Raw genomic sequence first — 17,877 nt, 5'->3', positions numbered from 1 at the left:
TTCATGGGTCTCATTCAGGAAATCGACTTCGGCACACCGGCTTCCAAGTCCGCCAAGCAGGTGACGCTGACGGTCGACGGCTTCACCGTCACCGTGCCCGAGGGCACCTCGATCATGCGCGCCTCGATGGAGGCGGGCATCGCCATTCCGAAGCTGTGCGCCACCGACATGGTCGACGCCTTCGGCTCCTGCCGGCTCTGCCTGGTCGAGATCGATGGCCGCAACGGCACCCCCTCCTCCTGCACGACGCCGGTGGCGCCGGGCATGGTGGTGCACACCCAGACCGGCAAGCTGAAGGACATTCGCCGCGGCGTGATGGAGCTCTACATCTCCGACCATCCGCTGGATTGCCTGACCTGCGCTGCCAATGGCGACTGCGAATTGCAGACGCAAGCCGGCGTCGTTGGCCTGCGCGACGTGCGCTACGGCTATGAGGGCGACAATCACGTCTTCAAGAAGAAGGACGGCGTCGAGAACTTCAAATGGATGGCGAAGGACGAATCCAACCCGTACTTCACCTATGATCCGTCGAAATGCATCGTCTGTTCGCGTTGCGTGCGCGCCTGCGAAGAGGTGCAGGGCACGTTCGCGCTGACCATCGAGGGCCGTGGCTTCGGCAGCCGTGTGTCGCCCGGCATGCATCAGCCGTTCATCGACAGCGAATGCGTTTCCTGCGGCGCCTGCGTGCAGGCCTGCCCGACGGCGACGCTGTCGGAGAAGTCGCTGATCAGAATAGGCCAACCCGAGAATTCGAAGGTCACGACCTGCGCCTATTGCGGCGTCGGCTGCCAGTTCAAGGCCGAGATGCGCGGCGACGAACTGGTGCGCATGGTGCCCTACAAGGACGGCAAGGCCAATCGCGGCCATAGCTGCGTCAAGGGCCGCTTCGCCTACGGCTATTCGACCCACAAGGACCGAATCCTCAACCCGATGATCCGCGAGAAGATCACCGATCCCTGGCGCGAAGTTTCATGGGAAGAGGCGCTGACCTATACCGCCAACGAATTCCGGCGCATCCAGTACCAGTATGGCCGCACCTCGATCGGCGGCATCACCTCGTCGCGCTGCACGAACGAGGAGACCTATCTGGTGCAGAAGCTGATCCGCCAGGGCTTCCGCAACAACAATGTCGACACCTGCGCCCGCGTCTGCCACTCGCCGACCGGCTACGGCCTCGGCCAGACCTTCGGCACCTCGGCCGGCACGCAGGATTTCGATTCGGTCGAGGAGACCGATGTGGTTGTTGTCATCGGCGCCAATCCGGCTTCCGCCCATCCGGTGTTCGCCTCGCGGCTGAAGAAGCGGCTGCGCAAGGGCGCCAAGCTGATTGTGCTCGATCCGCGCCGTACCGAAATGGTGAAGTCGGCGCATATCCAGGCCGACTATCACTTGCCGCTGAAGCCCGGCACCAACGTCGCCGTGGTCACCTCGCTGGCGCATGTGATCGTCACCGAGGGGCTGTTCAACGAAGCCTTCATCCGCGAACGCTGCGACTGGGACGAATTCCAGGACTGGGCGTCGTTCGTGGCGCTGCCCGAAAACAGCCCCGAGGTCGTCGGCAAGCTCGCCAATGTCGACCCGGAACTGATCCGCGGCGCCGCACGCCTCTACGCGCGCGGCGGCAATGGCTCGATCTATTACGGCCTCGGCGTGACCGAGCACAGCCAGGGCTCGACCACAGTCATCGCCATCGCCAACCTCGCCATGGCCACCGGCAATATCGGCCGGCCCGGTGTCGGCGTGAACCCGCTGCGCGGCCAGAACAATGTGCAGGGCTCCTGCGACATGGGCTCTTTCCCGCACGAACTGCCGGGCTATCGCCATATCTCCGGTGACGCGGTGCGCGACATCTATGAGAGCCTGTGGGGCGTGAAGCTCGATGACGAGCCGGGCCTGCGTATCCCCAACATGCTGGACGCCGCCGTCGACGGTTCGTTCAAGGGCCTCTATGTGCAGGGCGAGGACATTCTGCAGTCGGATCCCGACACCAAGCATGTCGCCGCCGGCCTTGCCGCGATGGAATGCGTCGTGGTGCACGACCTGTTCCTCAACGAGACGGCCAACTACGCCCACGTCTTCCTGCCGGGTTCGACCTTCCTCGAGAAGGACGGCACGTTCACCAATGCCGAGCGCCGCATCAACCGCGTGCGCAAGGTGATGGCGCCGAAGAACGGCCTGGCCGACTGGGAAGTGACGCAGAACCTCGCCAAGACGATGGGGCTCGACTGGAATTACCAGCACCCGTCCGAAATCATGGACGAGATCGCCAAGACGACGCCGAGCTTCGCCAAGGTTTCCTACGACTACCTGGAGCAGATGGGCTCGGTGCAGTGGCCCTGCAACGACAAGGCGCCGCTGGGCACGCCGATCGTCCATGTCGACGGCTTCGTGCGCGGCAAGGGCAAGTTCATCCGCACCGAATATGTGGCGACGGACGAGAAGACCGGACCGCGCTTCCCGCTGTTGCTCACCACCGGCCGCATCCTCAGCCAGTACAATGTCGGCGCGCAGACCAGGCGCACCGACAATGTCATGTGGCACTCGGAGGACCGGCTGGAGATCCATCCGCACGACGCCGAGAACCGCGGCCTGCGCGACGGCGACTGGGTGCGGCTGACCAGCCGCTCGGGCGAGACGACGCTACGCGCCCTGATCACCGACAAGGTGTCGCCCGGCGTTGTCTACACGACGTTCCATCACCCGGACACGCAGGCCAACGTCATCACCACCGACTTCTCGGACTGGGCGACCAATTGTCCGGAGTACAAGGTGACGGCGGTGCAGGTCGGCGCGTCCAACGGCCCGACCGAATGGCAGCGCGACTATAACGAGCAGGCCGAGAACAGCCGCCGCATCGCTCCGCTGCAGGCAGCGGAGTAGGCGAGTACAGCCTCGCTTTCGAAAGGGACAAGCGAGGCTGCACTGACGGAGAAACGCTGTGACACGAAAGGAAGCTTACGAGAAACTTCTTCGCCTCTGCGAAAAGCAGGGCGCCGAACTCGACGGCTTCCTCAGCGATATCCAAAATCACGCGGTCAAGGAAGACTTTGACAAATTGCGACGGATCGTCGGCAAGATAATGGGCAACGGACATTACGAAGCATTCGTATCCATTGCCAGCGACGTTCCCGAGTTAACGCCGAGCTGGATGAATCGGGCCTGATGCACAAGCGCCCCACCATCAGCCAAATCTCCCGTCTCGCACACCGCGCGACCGGGACGGCGGCTGCCAACCGCATGGTGCCCGAGGAGACGCCGGTGGCGTTCTCCTTTGCCGGCACCACGCATGCGGTGATGATGGCGAGCCCGGCCGATTTCGAGGATTTCGCGCTCGGCTTCTCGCTGACCGAAGGGATCATCGCCGAGCCGCAAGAGATCGAGGCTATCGAGGTCGAGGATCATGGCGCCGGCATCGATATCCAGATCCGGCTGAAGGATCAGGCCAACACACGCTTCGAGGCGCGGCGGCGCCGGCTCGCCGGGCCGGTCGGCTGCGGGCTTTGCGGTATCGAATCGATCGAGGAAGCGATGCGGTCGGTCGACGCGGTTGGTGCGTCAAAACTTACGCTCGACGCCGACGACATCACCCGCTCGGTCAAATTGCTGTCGAAGGTTCAGCCGCTGCACACCGAGACCGGGGCCGTGCACGCCGCCGGTTTCTACGTGCCCGGCAAGGGCGTCGTCATGGCGCGGGAAGACGTTGGCCGCCACAATGCGCTCGACAAGCTGGCGGGCGCGCTGGCCAAGGCCGGTATCGATGGCGCGTCGGGTGCCGTCGTGGTGACCAGCCGCGTCTCGGTCGAGATGGTGCAGAAGACGGCGGCGATCGGCTCTGCCTTCATCCTCGCCGTCTCCGCGCCGACGGCTCTTGCCATCCGCACCGCGCAAGAGGCCGGCATGACGCTGGTGGCGCTGGTGCGCGGCGATGATTTCGACATTTTCACCCACCCTGACCGGGTGGCATCCGGAGTTGCCCAGCATGTCGCATGACGAAGATCACATCATGAGCACCAGCGAGAAGCTGGTGCGCATGGCCAACCAGATCGCCGCCTTCTTCCACTCCCGGCCGCGCGAAGAAGGCGTCGCAGGCGTCGCCGACCACATCAACAAGTTCTGGGAGCCGAGGATGCGGCGCCAGTTCTTCGAGATGCTGGACAGCGGCGGCGACGGCTTCGACGAACTGGTCGTGGCCGCTTCGGCCCGGATCAAGCGGCCGATCACCTCGGCGGAGGCCGATCGCAAGCTCGGCGTCGCGGCCTCGCCGGGCGACATTGCCGCGTCGCAGGGATAGAACGGCAGCTTATATTTCTCTTTGCTAAAGTTTAAGCTGCCTTAGTCGGGGCGGCTCTGCTATGGTCGGCGACCAGAAATCGTCAGTCCGGGCGGGCACCCTTGTGAGGCCGATCGAGACCCGATACGCCCTTAGCGGCGAGGTGCGGATCGCCTATCAGGTGGTCGGTCAGGGCTCGTTCGATCTTGTCTTCGTGCCGGGCTTCATTTCCAATCTCGATCTGCATTGGGAAGACGAGGGCTATACAAGGCTCTTGCGGCGGCTTTCGGCCTTCTCCCGGCTGATCCTGTTCGACAAGCGCGGCACCGGTCTTTCCGACCGTGTCGATACACGTGATCTGCCGAGCCTCGAGACCCGCATGGACGACGTGCGCGCGGTGATGGATGCCGCCGGCAGCGGCCGCGCGGCGATCCTCGGCGCCTCGGAAGGCGCGCCGCTGGCGATGCTGTTCGCAGCCACCTATCCGGAGCGGACGCGGGCCTTGGCGCTCTATGGCGGCTATGCGCATTTCCACAAATGGGTGATGTCGCCGGAGCGTCTGGAAGCCTTCATCGCAACGGCCGAGACGGCCTGGGGCACCGGCGCCACCTTGCCCAGTTTCGCGCCGGGCCGGGTCGACGACGCGCATTTTGCCCAGTGGTGGGGGCGGTTCGAACGCCTGTCGGCCAGTCCGACGGCGGCCGCGGCGCTTGCCCGCATGAATGCCGGGATCGACGTGCGCGACATTCTCGGCGCGATCGGCGCGCCGACACTGCTGATCCACCGCCGCAACGATGTTCGCGTCGATCCCGAGGCAAGCCGCTTCCTGGCGAGGAAAATCCCGCAGGCACGGCTCGTCGAGATCGCCGGGCGTGACCATCCGGTCTGGACCGGCGATGTCGACCGCGTCGCCGACCTGATCGAGGAATTCCTGACCGGCCAGCCGGCAGTGGCAGACACGGAACGTGTGCTTGCCGCATTGCTGGTGACGCGCATATACGACACCGCCAAGCTCGGTGACCGCATGTGGCATGAGCGCAGCCAGCGCTTTCAGGAGAGCTGGCGGCTGCTGGTCGGCCGCCATGGCGGCCGCGCGGCGGGCACGCATGGCGAATTGATGATCTCGCGCTTCGACGGACCGGCGCGCGCCATACGCTGCGCCGCAGCGCTACGCGAGGCGGCGCAGCAGATCGGCGTGGCGAGCGCTCAGGGAGCACATGTCGGCGAGATCGAGGCGCGCGGCCCGCCGGTCGGACTGACAGCGCGCGTCACCATGCAACTGGCGAACCATGCCGGGCGCGGTGAGATCATGGCCTCGCGGCTGGTTGCCGACCTGGCAATCGGGTCCGGCCTGCATTTCGTCGACGCCGGCCGCGTCAGCCTGGGCGAATTCGACGAGCCATTGCCGGTGGTGCACGCAACGTCGGAACAGCATCTGGAGCCGGCCTGCCGGCCGAAGCCAAGGCCGGACGAACCCGCCGTGTTGACCGCACGCGAGAGCGAGGTGGTGAACCTGATCGCGGACGGCAAGAGCAATGCGGCCATCGCCGGCGAGCTCAGGCTCAGCGAGCATACAGTCAAGCGGCACGTGGCCAACATACTGCTCAAGCTCGACTTGCCGTCACGGGCGGCGGCGGCGGCGTTTTCGGCCAGGCATGCTGGCCCGGACGGGCCATGAGAGCCATGGCGCTTTCGGGCGAAGCGGCCAGAGCACCATAGGCGGTACGAATCTTCCCATGCAGGCCAGGCGTTGTCGCCATGACGGTACTGCGAATGGAGGATGAGATGGAGAAGTCGAACCGGATACTGAAGTCACTGATGATTGCGGCAAGCGTCGGCATGCTGTTCGCCGTCGTCCCGGCCAAGGCCGAGGACGCCGCGGCGGCCGCCGCCTACAAGGACATCGAGGCCACGCTCGGCTCGGTGCCGGACATGTTCAAGACATTGCCTGACGTCGCCATCGCCGGCGCCTGGGCCGAGATCAAGGGCGTCCAGCTCAACCCCAAGACCGCGCTCGACGGCAAGACCAAGGAGCTGATGGGGCTCGCGGTCGCCGCGCAGATCCCTTGCCAGTATTGCATCTATTTCCACACCGAAGCGGCCAGGCTCAACGGCGCATCGGACGAGGAAATCAAGGAAACCATCGCGATGGCCGGGATCGTGCGCCACTGGTCGACGATACTCAACGGCAGCCAGGTCGATTTCGCCACTTTCAAGAAGCAGACCGATGACGTGTTCGCCGCCGTGAAGGCCAAGTCGCAATGAAGAAAGCCCTGCCCGGCGGCGCACGCCGGGCAGCACTCCGATCATCAACCGCCCGGTCGTGAAGACGGGCCAATGGAGGACGAAATGCTGACCAAGACCCAGACTGTGGACGGCGCGGCGATCAAGAAGGCGATCGAGGGCCGTGACGGCAAGACGCTGTCGAGCTTCTACAACGAGGATGCGCTGGTGCGGGTGATCGACCGCAACAATCCACCGAGCAAGCCGCGCGAGATACGCGGCCGCGCGGCAATCAGCACCTTCTGGGACGATATCTGCAGCCGGGCGATGACCCACAAAGTCGACACCACGATCGCCGATGGCGACAGCCTGGCTTTCACCCAGGCCTGCGCCTACCCCGACGGCACCAAGGTGTTCTGCGCCGCGATGCTGGAGCTGAAGGACGGCCGGATCGCGCGCCAGACCGTCGTGCAGGCCTGGGACGAATAGATCAACAGCGGCGGCTTGGGCCGCCAAACAGGGAGGGACCATCGATGTTCAGCGCCAGATGGCAAATCGACGCCAAGTTCGGGCACAAGCAGACCGTGCTCGAGCTGATGCGAAAATGGGAACGCGAGATCGGCTCGCAGGTCGGTATCGCCGATCTCAAATTCCAGATCATGACCGGTTCGATCGGCGCGCGCGAGGCGACGATCGAAACCCACCACCAGGTCGAGAGCCTGGCCCAGCTGGAAGAGTTCTTCGCCAAGATCGGCAAGATCGATGCGCACGCCAAATGGGGCAAGGAGCTCGAACCCTATGTCGTATCGGGCACCAGCCTGTGGAACATCTATCGTATTGTCGAGTAGCTGTCCTCTCACCGATAAGGGGCGGAGCCAGCCTCCGCAAGGTTTGCGCCGCCCCTCATCCGCCCTTCGGGCACCTTCTCCCCGTAAACGGGGGGAAGGAAATTTCTACCCGTGCGCCACCATGACATGGCGTACGGCGGTGTAATCCTCCAGCGCGTAGAGCGACATGTCCTTGCCGTAGCCGGACTGCTTCAGGCCGCCATGCGGCATTTCATTTGTCAGCATGAAGTGGGTGTTGATCCAGGTGCAGCCATATTGCAGGCGTGCGGCGGTGGCCATGGCGCGCGAGACGTCCCTGGTCCACACGGACGACGCAAGGCCATAGTCGCTGTCATTGGCCCAGTTCACAGCCTCGTCGACTTCCGTGAATCGGGTGATCGAGACGACCGGGCCGAACACCTCGCGGCGCACGATCTCGTCCTCCTGCAGCGCGCCGGCAACGACGGTCGGCTGATAGTAGAAGCCGGTGCCCTCGCCCGGCTTGCCACCGGTGGTGATCTCGATGTGCTTCAGTTCCGAGGCGCGTTCGACGAAGCTCGACACACGGTCGCGCTGGCGCCGCGAGATCAACGGTCCGATCTCGTTTTCGGTGTCGTCGGACTGGTTGTACTTGATCGTCGACACGGCGGAGGAGAGGTCGGCGACCAGCTTGTCGTAGACCTTCTTGCCGGCATAGATGCGGCAGGCGGCGGTGCAGTCCTGGCCGGCATTGTAATAGCCGAAGGCGCGCAGGCCGCTGACGACGGCGCCGAGGTCGGCATCGTCGAAGACGATGACCGGCGCCTTGCCGCCGAGTTCCAGATGCGTGCGCTTGACCGATTTGGCGGCCGCCTGCAGCACCTTCTTGCCGGTAGCGACGTCGCCGGTGATCGAGATCATGTTGACCTTGGGGTGGTTGATCAGCGTGTTGCCGACGCTGTCGCCGCGGCCGAGCACGACATTGACGACGCCCTCAGGCAGTACGTCAGCGAGAATGGTCGAGAGTTTCAGGGCGGTCAGCGGCGTCTGCTCGGACGGTTTGAAGACCACCGTGTTGCCGCTGGCGATGGCCGGCGCCAGCTTCCAGGCCATCATCATCAGCGGATAGTTCCAGGGCGCGATGGAGGCGACGATGCCGATCGGATCGCGCCGCACCATCGAGGTGTGGCCGGGCAGATATTCGCCGGCGACAACGCCCGGCATGGAGCGGACGGCACCGGCGAAGAAGCGGTAGCAGTCGACGATGGCCGGGATCTCGTCATTGAGCACGGCGTTGATCGGCTTGCCGCAATTCAGCGCCTCCAGCGTCGCGAAGTCCTTGGCCTCGGCTTCGATACGGTCGGCGATCTTCAGGAGATAGCCGGAGCGCTGCGCCGGCGTGGTGCGCGACCACGTCGCGAACGCCTTCTCAGCCGCCGTGACCGCGGCCTCGATCTGGGCCTGGCTCGCCTCCGGCAGATTGAGAATAGTCGCCCCGGTCTTGGGATTGAGGATCGGCTCCTCGGTCTCGGTGCCCTTCTCGAATTTCGAGCCGATCAGCATCTGGGTGTCCATGTGGGTGTCTCCTTGATCAGGAGCGAACAGCGAATAGCGAGTGGCAAACAGGGAGGTTGGCTGTCGGTCTTCCCTATTCGCTATTCGCTACTCACTATTCGCTGTTTTCATTTTCCACTTCCCGCGATCTGGTCGCCGTCGCGGGTCAGGTAATAGGCAAACAGGATGGGCAGCAGCGTCACCAGCACGACGACCATGGCCACGACATTGGTGACCGGGCGCTGACGCGGACGGATCAGTTCCTCCAGCATCCAGATCGGCACGGTCTGCTGCTGGCCGGCGGTGAAGGTGGTGACGATGACTTCATCGAACGAAAGGGCGAAGGCGAGCACGCCGCCGGCGAGCAATGCGGTGGCGATGTTGGGCAGCACCACGTGCCTGAAGGTCTGGAAGCCGTCGGCGCCCAGGTCCATCGAGGCCTCGATCATCGAGCCGGAGGTGCGGCGGAAACGGGCAACGGCGTTGTTGTAGACAACGACCACGCAGAAGGTGGCGTGGCCGAGCACGATCGTCCAGAACGAGAAGGGGATGTCGGCCAGCGAAAAAGCCGAACGCAGCGCGATGCCGGTAATGATGCCGGGGAGCGCGATGGGCAGGATGACCAGCAGCGAGATGGTCTCGCGGCCAAAGAATTTCGTGCGCGACACGGCGGCCGCGCACAGCGTGCCGAGCACCAGCGCGATCGCCGTCGATATGGCGGCGACGCGCACCGACAGCGACAGCGCCTGCCAGACATCGGGCCGGTTCCAGGTGACGGCGAACCATTGCGTGGTCAACCCCGGCGGCGGCCAGACGAAACTCTTCTCCTCCGTGGTGAAGGCATAGACGAAGATCAAAAGGATCGGCAGATGCAGGAACAACAGGCCGCAGGCGGCGGCGATCTTCAAGCCGAGAGGAGCGGACTGGCCACGGTCAGAGCGCATCGAAGGCCCCCATGCGCTTGGCGCCCCAGAGGTAGAAACCCATGATGATTATGGGCACCACGGTGAAGGCGGCGGCGAGCGGGATGTTGCCGGCCGTGCCTTGCTGCGAATAGACGGCCTGGCCGATGAACAGGCGCGATGTGCCGATGATCTGCGGGATGATGTAGTCGCCCAGCGTCAGCGAGAAGGTGAAGATCGAGCCGGCGACGATGCCGGGCATCGCCAGCGGGAACAAAACGTTGCGGAAGGTCTGGCCGGGCGAAGCGCCGAGATCGGACGAGGCCTCGACCAGATTGCCGGGCACGCGCTCAAGGGCTGCCTGAACCGGCAGGATCATGAAGGGCAGCCAGACATAGACGAAGACGATGAAGGTGCCGGTGAACGACACCGACAGCGAATTGCCGCCGACCACGGGCAGCGACAGCCACGCGTCGAGCAGCCACAACAAATGCAGCTTGGCGAGCAGCCAGGTCAGAATGCCTTCCTTGGCCAGGATCAGCTTCCAGGCGTAGATCTTGACCAGATAGCTCGACCACAGCGGCAGCATGACGCCGAGATAGAACAGCGCCTTCCAGCGGCCACGCGCATAGCGCGCCGCATAATAGGCGATGGGAAAGGCGACAATGGCCGAGGCGATCGTGACAAGGGCGGCCATCGTCACCGTGCGCAGGATAATGTCGAGATTGGCGGCCTGGAACAGGTCGCCATAGGTCTTCAGCGTGAACTGGCGATCGATGAGGCCGGAGAACTCGTCGATCGAGAAAAAACTCTGCGCCAGAAGCGCGAACAGCGAGCCGATATAGACGATGCCGAGCCACAGGACCGGCGGCGCGAGCATGAGGAGCAGAAGCAGTTGCGGCCGGCGCCAGAACAGGTCGGACAGCGCCCCACGCATGCCGCCGCTGCCGGGCAGGATGGCGGGTGCGGGATTGGTGTTGAGCGCGGCCGATGTCATGGGGCCACCGTATACAGACCGAGGCCGCGATCCTTCGCCCCCCTCGCGCAAACCGTTCTCATGCCGGCTCGTCCATCAGATGCAGGCTTTCGCGATTGAAGGTCAGCACGACAGCCTCGCCTTCCGCCGGCAGCGCAGTCCCGGCCGGCACGATGGCATGCAGCTTCAACCCGTCGGCGTCGAGCGCCAGCCTGGTCGTGGCGCCAAGATAGTTCGTGGAGACGACGCGGGCGGCGACGCCTTCGCCGCTCGCAGCGCGGCCGACACGAATGGATTCGGGGCGCAGACTGCCCCAGCGGCGCTGGCCGGAGTAGCGCTGGACGAAGTCCGGCGGCAGCACGTTGGAGGAGCCGACGAAATCGGCGACGAAGCGGGTGCTCGGCCGCTGATAGATGTCCTCCGGTGTGCCGATCTGCATGATCTTGCCGTCATTGAAGACGGCGACGCGGTCGGCCATCGACAACGCCTCGCCCTGGTCGTGGGTGACGAAGACGAAGGTGATGCCGAGCGCCTTCTGCAGCGACTTCAGTTCTTCCTGCATGTTCTCGCGCAGCTTGAGGTCGAGCGCGCCGAGCGGCTCGTCGAGCAACAGCACCTTGGGCTGGTTGACCAGAGCGCGGGCGAGCGCGACGCGCTGGCGCTGGCCGCCGGAAAGCTGGCCGGGACGGCGCGCGCCGTAGCCGGGCAACCGCACCAGCGACAACGCCTCCTCGGCCGCCTTGTGCCGCTCGGCCTTGCCGACGCGCTTGACCATCAGCCCGTAGGCGACGTTGTCGAGCACGTTGAGGTGCGGAAACAGCGCGTAGTCCTGGAAAACGGTGTTGACGTTGCGCCGATAGGGCGGGACGCCCTCGGCCCGCTCGCCGAAGATCGAGATCGAACCCGCCGTCGGCTGTTCGAAACCGGCGATGAGGCGCAGACAGGTGGTCTTGCCCGAACCGGATGGCCCGAGCATGGCGAAGAATTCGCCCGGCGCGATGTCGAGATCGACCGCATCGACCGCGCGAACGCTGCCGAAATGGCGCGAGACTTGTTTGAAGGAAACGGCAGTGGTCATGAGCGCTTTTTCAGACACAGATTATCGCAATTACCCCTTATCCGACCGAGCTCCGCTCGGCCGAGCGGAGCTCGGTCGGATGGGGGGTCGGCGCGAGGCAGGAGCGCCTGCCCCGCGCCTGTCAATCAACGGCCGCCGATGACGCCGATATAGTCCGACACCCACCGGTAGTAAGGCACGCACTGGTTGTTCTGGCTGGCGCATTTGGTCACCGGCGTCTTCCAGAACTTGATCTTGTCGAAATTCTCGTAGCCGTTGGTCTTGCAGCCTTCGTCGGTCAAAAGCTCATTGCCCTTGCAGGCGGCGGGAACGACCGGCAGCGAACCGAACCAGGCCGAAACATCGCCCTGCACCTTCGGCGCCAGCGAATGTTCGAGCCACATATAGGCGCAGTTCGGATGAGCGGCGTCGGCCTCCATCATGGTGGTGTCGGCCCAGCCGGTGACGCCCTCTTCCGGCACCGTGGAGGCGATCGGCTTCTTGGCGGCAACCAGCGTGTTCACCTGGAAAGGCCATGAGCCGGAAGCGACCACGCCCTCGTTTTGGAAGTCGTCGACCTGGATGGCCGCGTCATGCCAGTAGCGGCCGACCAGCGTGCGCTGGACGCGCAGCAATTCGAGCGCGGCCTTGTACTGATCCTCGTTCAGTTCGTAAGGATCCTTGATGCCGAGTTCCGGCTTATGGAACATCAGATAGTTAGCGGCATCGGCAATGTGGATCGGCCCGTCATAAGCCTGGACGCGGCCCTTGTTGGACTTGCCGTCGGGCAGCTTCATCTCTTCGAAGACGACGTTCCAGCTCTTCGGCGCTTCCTTGAACACTTCGGTGTTGTACATCAGGATGTTCGGACCCCACTGGTAGGGGACGCCGTAATGCACCTTGTCGACGGTGAACCAGGGCGCGTCCTTGAGCCGGTCGTCGACGTTCTTCCAGCTCGGGATGAGATCGGTGTTGATCGGCTGCACACGCTTGCCGGCAACGAGGCGCAGCGAGGCGTCGCCCGACGCTGTAACGAGGTCGAAGCCGCCTTCGTTCATCAGCGAGACCATCTCGTCCGACGTGTTGGCGGTCTTGACGTTGACCTTGCAGCCGCTCTCCTTCTCGAAGGCGGTGACCCAATCATAACCCTTGTCGGTTTCGCCGCGCTCGATATAGCCCGGCCAGGCAACGATATTGACCTCGCCTTCGCCCTTGCCGAGCTCCTTGACCTGGGCAATGGCCTGGCCGGAGAAGGTCAGCGCGACCGTCAAGGCAGTGCATGACTTCAGGAATGAATTCATCGTCGATCTCCCATTTGGCGCTGGCCCTGAAGCCGATGCCGGTCTTCGCTGGCGCCATGCGCGGACTGAAAAACGTCAGTTCGTCCATGGACCGATGCCGCTCTGACGACGGCTTTCGCTCCCTGAATGCGAAGGTGCTTGGAAAATTCCGGTTTCGCAAATTCATTTATCAGAAAGGCGATATCGGTTTTACCGATATATCCTTGCCGCCAGGTCAGGGGCGCTGGCGGACCGTTCGCTGCGACTGGGCAAGGCCGATGAAATCACGCGACGCCTGCGGCAGGCCCGAGCCACGTCGCCAGACCATGCCGACCTGAACGACCGGAAGCGAGCCGGAAATGTCGCGCGACTCGATGCGGTCGCCTTCCAGCGACCAAGGGCGATAGACGAGGTCGGGCAGCAGCGCCACGCCGGCGCCGGTGGCGACCAGGCTGCGCACCGCCTCGACCGAACGGGTGCGAAAGGCGACATGCGGCCTGGCGCCGATCGCCGCCAGGAGCTTGCCGGTATTCTCCTCGATCTCGTCGACGGTGAGCATGATCAGCGGTTCGCCGGCGATGTCGCCCATACCGATGATGTCGGCGCTGGCGAGTGGGTGGCCAAGCGGCAGCCACAGGCGGTAGGCCGACACTTCGAGGATTTCCGATTGCAGCGCGGTGCGGTCGCGCAAATTGGAGGTGACCATGACAGCAATGTCGAGCTTGCCGCCGATCAGCAGATGTTCGAGATAGTCGCCATTGTCCTCGATGGCCGAAACCTCGACGCCGGGATAGGCGCGGCGGTAGCGCGCGAGCAGGTCCGACAGCACATAGCCGGCGACCAGCGAAGTGACGCCGAGTTGCAGCCGGCCGCCGGCCGACGCCTGCTCGGCGGAAAAGGAGCGCCGCGCGTCCGACACGTCAGCGAGGATCTTGGTGGCGTGACGCAGGAACTGGTGCCCCTTGTGGGTGATGTTCAAGCCGCGCGGATGACGTTCGAACAGTTCGACGCCGAGATCGCTTTCAAGCTCCTTGATCGCCTCGGTGACCGACGATTGCGAGATGGACAGGTTCTGCGCGGCGCCCGACACCGTGCCTTGCTCGGCGACAGCGATGAAGAATTGCAACTGGCGGATGGTGAAGGCCATGGCCGGACTAAACACCGGCACGGCCCTGAAGAAAAGCCGATGGCCAAAGCTTATCCCACGGCTGGATGGCTCAGCCAGAGATAGGCCGGATGCGCCGCCAGCATGCCGGACCATAGCGCAGCGCAAGCATGAATACCGTTTCCAGCGCCAGCACGATGACGATGATGCGGAAGCCGACGGTCAGCGGATCCTTGCCGCTGCCGTGCATTGCATAGCCGGTCAGCAGAAAGCCGCCATTCCAGAGCATGGCTCCGGTCAGCGTCGCGGCCGCGAAGGGCAAGGCCGGCAGGCAGAGCGCGCCGGCCGCGATCGGCAGATAGTTTCGCACCGTCGGAATGAACTGCGCCAGCAGCGAAACCCTGACATGATAGCGGCGATAGGCCTGGCCGAGCCGGTGGTAGGTGGCGGGACGCAGGAAGACGTACCGGCCGAACCGCTCGACCAGCCTGTCGGCGCGATCAATGCCGATCCGGCGGCCGACGGTGTACCAGACAAGGCAGCCGCTGGCGGAGGCCAGCGTGGTCACACCAAGCAGAATCGCCAGCGTCGTGGCATCCGGAGCCGCCGTCATGCCGAGGAACAGCAAAAAGACGTGCGAGGGCGGGACCGGCAGGATCTTCTCGGTGAGGGCGATGCAGAAGACGCCGAGCAGGCCGAGGCCAAGAATGGCCGACAGCGGACCGGTCATGCGAAGCGCCAGTCATAGGTACTCACGGTCTTGATCCTCGAAACACGATAGACCGTCGCCGGTGGAAAATTGCGGAAGGTATGGCCAACCCGCGTGACCTCCAGGTCGAGCCTGTCGAGCAGCGACTGGTCGAACGGGCAGCGCCTGCCGAGCGTGAACTGGTAGAGCGCGCCGCCGGGGCGAAGGTTCGAAAAAACACCTTCGAGAATGGCAAGCGTCTTGCGTGGCGAAATCAGGCGGAAAGGCAGGCCGCTGACGGCGGCGCCTGCCGGCAGGCCCGGAAACAGCGACAGGTGGCGCAAGCCGACCGCGTCCATCTCGAATATTCGCGCCGACGGAAAACGACGCTTCAGCAGCGCGGCGAAATCCGGATCGGATTCGACCAGCGTCAAATCCTCTTCCCTCACGCCGCGCGACAACAGCGCGCGCGTGAAGGGGCCGGTTCCCGGGCCAAGCTCCAGCACTGGGCCTGTCTCCGGACCGATGTCGCGCGTCATCAGCGCGGCCAGACTGGAGCTGGACGGGGTGACGGAGCCGATCCTGAACGGCGCGACGGTCCACGCCATAAGAAAAGACAGAGCATCATTTGCAGACATTGTAGCCTCGATCCCGGACGACAGCACGCCAGCCAGCCTGGCGTGGCCATTTTGTTTCACGTGGGCGCCGGACCCGACCCTGTTGCATAATCGAGCCCGACGCCTTGGCGCCGGCACAGGGGGGCGTGCCGACCGTCGCTGTTTGCCGTGACTGGATTGCATAGACATTGCGCAATGTGGCGACATGAAAGAAAGGTTCGCCTGTTTCAGCCCATCGGGTTTTGCCATGCTTGCGCAATGTTGGCGATGTAGCGCCGCCGGACGGATAGCCGCCAAAGGAAATGACGATGCGTATATTGCTGGTCGAGGACGAGCCTGAAATGGCCTCGGCCTTGCGTGCCGCGCTGAAGCGCCACGACATGGTGGTCGATCACGCCGGCTCGCTCGGCGAGGCGGAAGGCTTCGTTGCAACCGACAGCTACGACGCCATCCTGCTCGACCGCCAATTGCCGGATGGCGACGGGCTGTCGCTGGTGCCGAGACTGCGTTCGGCCAACAATACGACACCCGTGCTGGTGCTGACGGCGAGAGGCGATACGTCGGACAAGGTCGACGGGCTGGACATGGGCGCGGACGACTATCTGGCGAAACCGTTCGCCTTCGAGGAATTGCTCGCCCGTCTGCGCGCGCTGCTCAGGCGCCCGGCACCGCTGCAGTCGCAGTTTATTCGCGCCGGCCATCTGGTGCTCGATGTCGGGCATCGCGAAGCATCGATCCGTGCCGAGCCGCTCAGCCTGCCACGTCGTGAACTCCTGGTTCTGGAGGCGCTGATGCGGCGGACCGGGCGCATGGTGCAGCGCGAGGCGCTAATGGAGGCGGTGTTCGGCCTCGACGACGAGATCCAGTCCAATGCGCTCGACACCCATGTCTCGCGGCTGCGCCGCAAGCTCGCCGACGCCGATGCCGGGGTGACGATCAACGGCATCCGCGGCGTCGGCTATTTGCTGCGCGAAACGACGTGAGCGCCAGCAATGAACCTCAAACGCCCGCGTTCGCTGAAATGGAGCCTGGTGCTGCGCATCGCCTTGCTGCAATGCGCGATGCTGACCTTGATCATCGCCGGCATCCTCGGCGCCATGCTGGCCACCGGCCTTATCCCGCACGACTACGAGGACGGCACAATGGACGTGCTGGCGGACGCAATCGCACGCGATGCCGGCGGCAAGCTGGTCCTGCGCGAAACCGCTGACATCACGAAGCTGCGCGCCGGGGTTCCCGACCTCTGGTTCATCGTCCGCGACAAGCAAGGGCAGCGGCTTCAGGAGGGCACGGTGCCGGTCATTTTCCGGCCCTTCGTCGGACTGCTGGACAACATCAGCGACGCCCGCATCGACAATTCGTTGGGCGAGAGCGCACCGCCGGATGCAAAGATCCGCTGGACCGACACGGCCGCGGGCAACGTCCAGATTTTTACCGGCACCAAGGGCGGGCTTTCGCTGCTGCGCCTGCTCGGGCAGATGCCCAACCTCTTCCTCTGGGGGATATTGCCGCTTGCCGGGTTGATGGCGCTGGCCACGCTGTTTGCCACGCCCTGGGTGGTGCGCGGCGCGCTTTCAGGTCTTGGCCATGCGGCCGCCGAGGCCGAGCGCATAGACATCGACCAGCACGGCGTCCGGTTGCCGCTGAAGGATGTGCCAAAGGAAGTCACGCCCCTGGTCAAGGCGGTGAACGCGGCGCTGGAGCGCCTCGACAAGGGTTATGAGCGCCACAAGCGATTCCTGACCGACGCCGCGCATGAACTGAGGACACCGGTCGCCATCCTCAACACGCGCCTGGCTTCGTGGCCGGCAACGCCTGAGCGGGCGCGGTTGCTGCAGGACGCGGCGCGGCTCTCGACACTGACCGACCAGTTGCTCGACCTGCAACGGCTGGACCGGCAGGCGGCCTCTTTCGAAAAGGTCGATCTGGTGGCGATCACGCGCGGCGTCGTCGTCGACCTCGCGCCGATGGCGTTCTCGGCCGGATACGAAATGGCGTTCGAACCGCAAGGAGACACCGTCTTCGCCACCGGCGACCGAACTGCGATCGAACGTGCGGTAACCAACATCGTGCAGAACGCCATCGAGCATGGCGGCCGCGCCGGCAAGATCACCGTCAGCGTCACGACGCCCGCTGTCATCGAGGTGCGTGACGAAGGCGACGGCGTGCCATCAGCCGAGCGGGAGCGCATCTTCGAGCCGTTCTACCGGCTGCGCCCGCAGGATCACGGCGCGGGGCTCGGCCTCAACCTCGTGCAGGAAATCATGCAGTTGCATGGCGGGCGCATCGATATCCTCGACGGCAAGCCGAGCGGCGCCTGCTTCAGGATGAGTTTTCGCGCCTTGCCGGCATAGCGCCTGCACCACAAATCGACGACGCGGTGTTTGACATAGCCATTT

At 64.4% G+C, this 17,877-nt stretch carries 18 protein-coding genes; 10 read left to right on the top strand and 8 right to left on the bottom strand.

The window, feature by feature from the left end:
• The first annotated feature begins 3 nt into the window (after positions 1-3).
• The 8 genes from fdhF to FJ967_RS29565 all read left to right on the top strand — a co-directional run bounded on the left by fdhF (position 4) and on the right by FJ967_RS29565 (position 7,341).
• On the top strand, positions 4-2,880 hold the full coding sequence (gene fdhF, locus FJ967_RS29600) for a formate dehydrogenase subunit alpha (RefSeq protein WP_140735854.1): 2,877 nt from the start codon (positions 4-6) through the stop codon (positions 2,878-2,880).
• Between the two features lie 58 nt (positions 2,881-2,938).
• Positions 2,939-3,163, top strand: a complete 225-nt coding sequence (locus tag FJ967_RS29595; RefSeq protein WP_140735853.1) for a hypothetical protein — start codon at positions 2,939-2,941, stop codon at positions 3,161-3,163.
• Positions 3,163-3,990, top strand: a complete 828-nt coding sequence (gene fdhD, locus FJ967_RS29590) for a formate dehydrogenase accessory sulfurtransferase FdhD (RefSeq protein WP_140735852.1) — start codon at positions 3,163-3,165, stop codon at positions 3,988-3,990. Before FJ967_RS29595 ends, fdhD begins: the two co-directional genes overlap by 1 nt.
• The gene (locus tag FJ967_RS29585; protein ID WP_140735851.1) at positions 3,980-4,291 is read left to right on the top strand and encodes a formate dehydrogenase subunit delta; all 312 of its coding nucleotides are present in this window, start codon (positions 3,980-3,982) and stop codon (positions 4,289-4,291) included. The genes fdhD and FJ967_RS29585 overlap by 11 nt, the downstream gene beginning before the upstream one ends.
• A 103-nt stretch (positions 4,292-4,394) precedes the next feature.
• A complete protein-coding gene (locus tag FJ967_RS29580; protein WP_140735850.1) occupies positions 4,395-5,948 on the top strand; it encodes an alpha/beta fold hydrolase in 1,554 nt (517 codons plus the stop codon).
• Between the two features lie 80 nt (positions 5,949-6,028).
• Positions 6,029-6,535 carry a carboxymuconolactone decarboxylase family protein gene (locus FJ967_RS29575; protein WP_246675433.1) on the top strand — a complete coding sequence of 169 codons (507 nt, stop codon included), beginning with the start codon at positions 6,029-6,031 and terminating at the stop codon, positions 6,533-6,535.
• An 84-nt stretch (positions 6,536-6,619) separates the two neighbouring features.
• Positions 6,620-6,982, top strand: coding sequence for a nuclear transport factor 2 family protein (locus FJ967_RS29570; protein WP_140735849.1), 363 nt, complete (start codon positions 6,620-6,622; stop codon positions 6,980-6,982).
• Between the two features lie 44 nt (positions 6,983-7,026).
• Positions 7,027-7,341: a hypothetical protein gene (locus FJ967_RS29565; RefSeq protein ID WP_140735848.1), complete on the top strand. Its 315-nt coding sequence runs from the start codon at positions 7,027-7,029 to the stop codon at positions 7,339-7,341.
• Positions 7,342-7,446: 105 nt separating this feature from the next.
• On the opposite strand, the gene FJ967_RS29560 is transcribed toward FJ967_RS29565, so the two are convergent.
• From FJ967_RS29560 to FJ967_RS29525, 8 genes are all read right to left on the bottom strand, one after another.
• Complete coding sequence (locus tag FJ967_RS29560; protein WP_140735847.1) at positions 7,447-8,874, bottom strand: gamma-aminobutyraldehyde dehydrogenase; 1,428 nt, start codon at positions 8,872-8,874, stop codon at positions 7,447-7,449.
• A 107-nt stretch (positions 8,875-8,981) separates the two neighbouring features.
• Positions 8,982-9,797 carry an ABC transporter permease gene (locus FJ967_RS29555; protein ID WP_140735846.1) on the bottom strand — a complete coding sequence of 272 codons (816 nt, stop codon included), beginning with the start codon at positions 9,795-9,797 and terminating at the stop codon, positions 8,982-8,984.
• A complete protein-coding gene (locus FJ967_RS29550) occupies positions 9,787-10,752 on the bottom strand; it encodes an ABC transporter permease (RefSeq protein ID WP_140735845.1) in 966 nt (321 codons plus the stop codon). The genes FJ967_RS29555 and FJ967_RS29550 overlap by 11 nt, the downstream gene beginning before the upstream one ends.
• A gap of 58 nt (positions 10,753-10,810) precedes the next feature.
• Entirely contained in the window at positions 10,811-11,809 is a 999-nt protein-coding gene (locus FJ967_RS29545) for an ABC transporter ATP-binding protein (protein ID WP_140735844.1), read from the bottom strand.
• 125 nt (positions 11,810-11,934) lie between these two features.
• Positions 11,935-13,089, bottom strand: coding sequence for an ABC transporter substrate-binding protein (locus tag FJ967_RS29540; RefSeq protein ID WP_140735843.1), 1,155 nt, complete (start codon positions 13,087-13,089; stop codon positions 11,935-11,937).
• A gap of 214 nt (positions 13,090-13,303) precedes the next feature.
• Entirely contained in the window at positions 13,304-14,215 is a 912-nt protein-coding gene (locus FJ967_RS29535) for a LysR substrate-binding domain-containing protein (RefSeq protein WP_140735842.1), read from the bottom strand.
• A 70-nt stretch (positions 14,216-14,285) separates the two neighbouring features.
• Positions 14,286-14,903 carry a DedA family protein gene (locus FJ967_RS29530; protein ID WP_140735841.1) on the bottom strand — a complete coding sequence of 206 codons (618 nt, stop codon included), beginning with the start codon at positions 14,901-14,903 and terminating at the stop codon, positions 14,286-14,288.
• Positions 14,900-15,499, bottom strand: coding sequence for a methyltransferase domain-containing protein (locus FJ967_RS29525; protein WP_140735840.1), 600 nt, complete (start codon positions 15,497-15,499; stop codon positions 14,900-14,902). Before FJ967_RS29525 ends, FJ967_RS29530 begins: the two co-directional genes overlap by 4 nt.
• A gap of 287 nt (positions 15,500-15,786) precedes the next feature.
• Here FJ967_RS29525 and FJ967_RS29520 point away from each other — a divergent pair, with 287 nt between their 5' ends.
• Positions 15,787-16,461: a response regulator transcription factor gene (locus FJ967_RS29520; RefSeq protein ID WP_140735839.1), complete on the top strand. Its 675-nt coding sequence runs from the start codon at positions 15,787-15,789 to the stop codon at positions 16,459-16,461.
• Positions 16,462-16,470: 9 nt separating this feature from the next.
• Positions 16,471-17,832 carry a HAMP domain-containing sensor histidine kinase gene (locus FJ967_RS29515; protein WP_140735838.1) on the top strand — a complete coding sequence of 454 codons (1,362 nt, stop codon included), beginning with the start codon at positions 16,471-16,473 and terminating at the stop codon, positions 17,830-17,832.
• The last annotated feature ends 45 nt before the right edge of the window (positions 17,833-17,877 follow it).

Source organism: Mesorhizobium sp. B2-3-4 (genome assembly GCF_006442315.1).
Lineage (GTDB): Bacteria > Pseudomonadota > Alphaproteobacteria > Rhizobiales > Rhizobiaceae > Mesorhizobium.
The sequence above is the reverse complement of the archived record's forward strand: the minus strand, read 5'-3'. Positions and strand labels throughout refer to the sequence as shown.

Coding starts and splice junctions, on each gene's coding strand:
- FJ967_RS29520 (WP_140735839.1), top strand. CDS start 15,787: ATGCGTATATTGCTGGTCGAGGACGAGCCTGAAATGGCCTCGGCCTTG.
- FJ967_RS29545 (WP_140735844.1), bottom strand. CDS start 11,809: ATGACCACTGCCGTTTCCTTCAAACAAGTCTCGCGCCATTTCGGCAGC.
- FJ967_RS29530 (WP_140735841.1), bottom strand. CDS start 14,903: ATGACCGGTCCGCTGTCGGCCATTCTTGGCCTCGGCCTGCTCGGCGTC.
- FJ967_RS29550 (WP_140735845.1), bottom strand. CDS start 10,752: ATGACATCGGCCGCGCTCAACACCAATCCCGCACCCGCCATCCTGCCC.
- FJ967_RS29515 (WP_140735838.1), top strand. CDS start 16,471: ATGAACCTCAAACGCCCGCGTTCGCTGAAATGGAGCCTGGTGCTGCGC.
- FJ967_RS29565 (WP_140735848.1), top strand. CDS start 7,027: ATGTTCAGCGCCAGATGGCAAATCGACGCCAAGTTCGGGCACAAGCAG.
- FJ967_RS29560 (WP_140735847.1), bottom strand. CDS start 8,874: ATGGACACCCAGATGCTGATCGGCTCGAAATTCGAGAAGGGCACCGAG.
- fdhF (WP_140735854.1), top strand. CDS start 4: ATGGGTCTCATTCAGGAAATCGACTTCGGCACACCGGCTTCCAAGTCC.
- FJ967_RS29555 (WP_140735846.1), bottom strand. CDS start 9,797: ATGCGCTCTGACCGTGGCCAGTCCGCTCCTCTCGGCTTGAAGATCGCC.
- FJ967_RS29570 (WP_140735849.1), top strand. CDS start 6,620: ATGCTGACCAAGACCCAGACTGTGGACGGCGCGGCGATCAAGAAGGCG.
- FJ967_RS29535 (WP_140735842.1), bottom strand. CDS start 14,215: ATGGCCTTCACCATCCGCCAGTTGCAATTCTTCATCGCTGTCGCCGAG.
- fdhD (WP_140735852.1), top strand. CDS start 3,163: ATGCACAAGCGCCCCACCATCAGCCAAATCTCCCGTCTCGCACACCGC.
- FJ967_RS29575 (WP_246675433.1), top strand. CDS start 6,029: ATGACGGTACTGCGAATGGAGGATGAGATGGAGAAGTCGAACCGGATA.
- FJ967_RS29585 (WP_140735851.1), top strand. CDS start 3,980: ATGTCGCATGACGAAGATCACATCATGAGCACCAGCGAGAAGCTGGTG.
- FJ967_RS29525 (WP_140735840.1), bottom strand. CDS start 15,499: ATGTCTGCAAATGATGCTCTGTCTTTTCTTATGGCGTGGACCGTCGCG.
- FJ967_RS29540 (WP_140735843.1), bottom strand. CDS start 13,089: ATGAATTCATTCCTGAAGTCATGCACTGCCTTGACGGTCGCGCTGACC.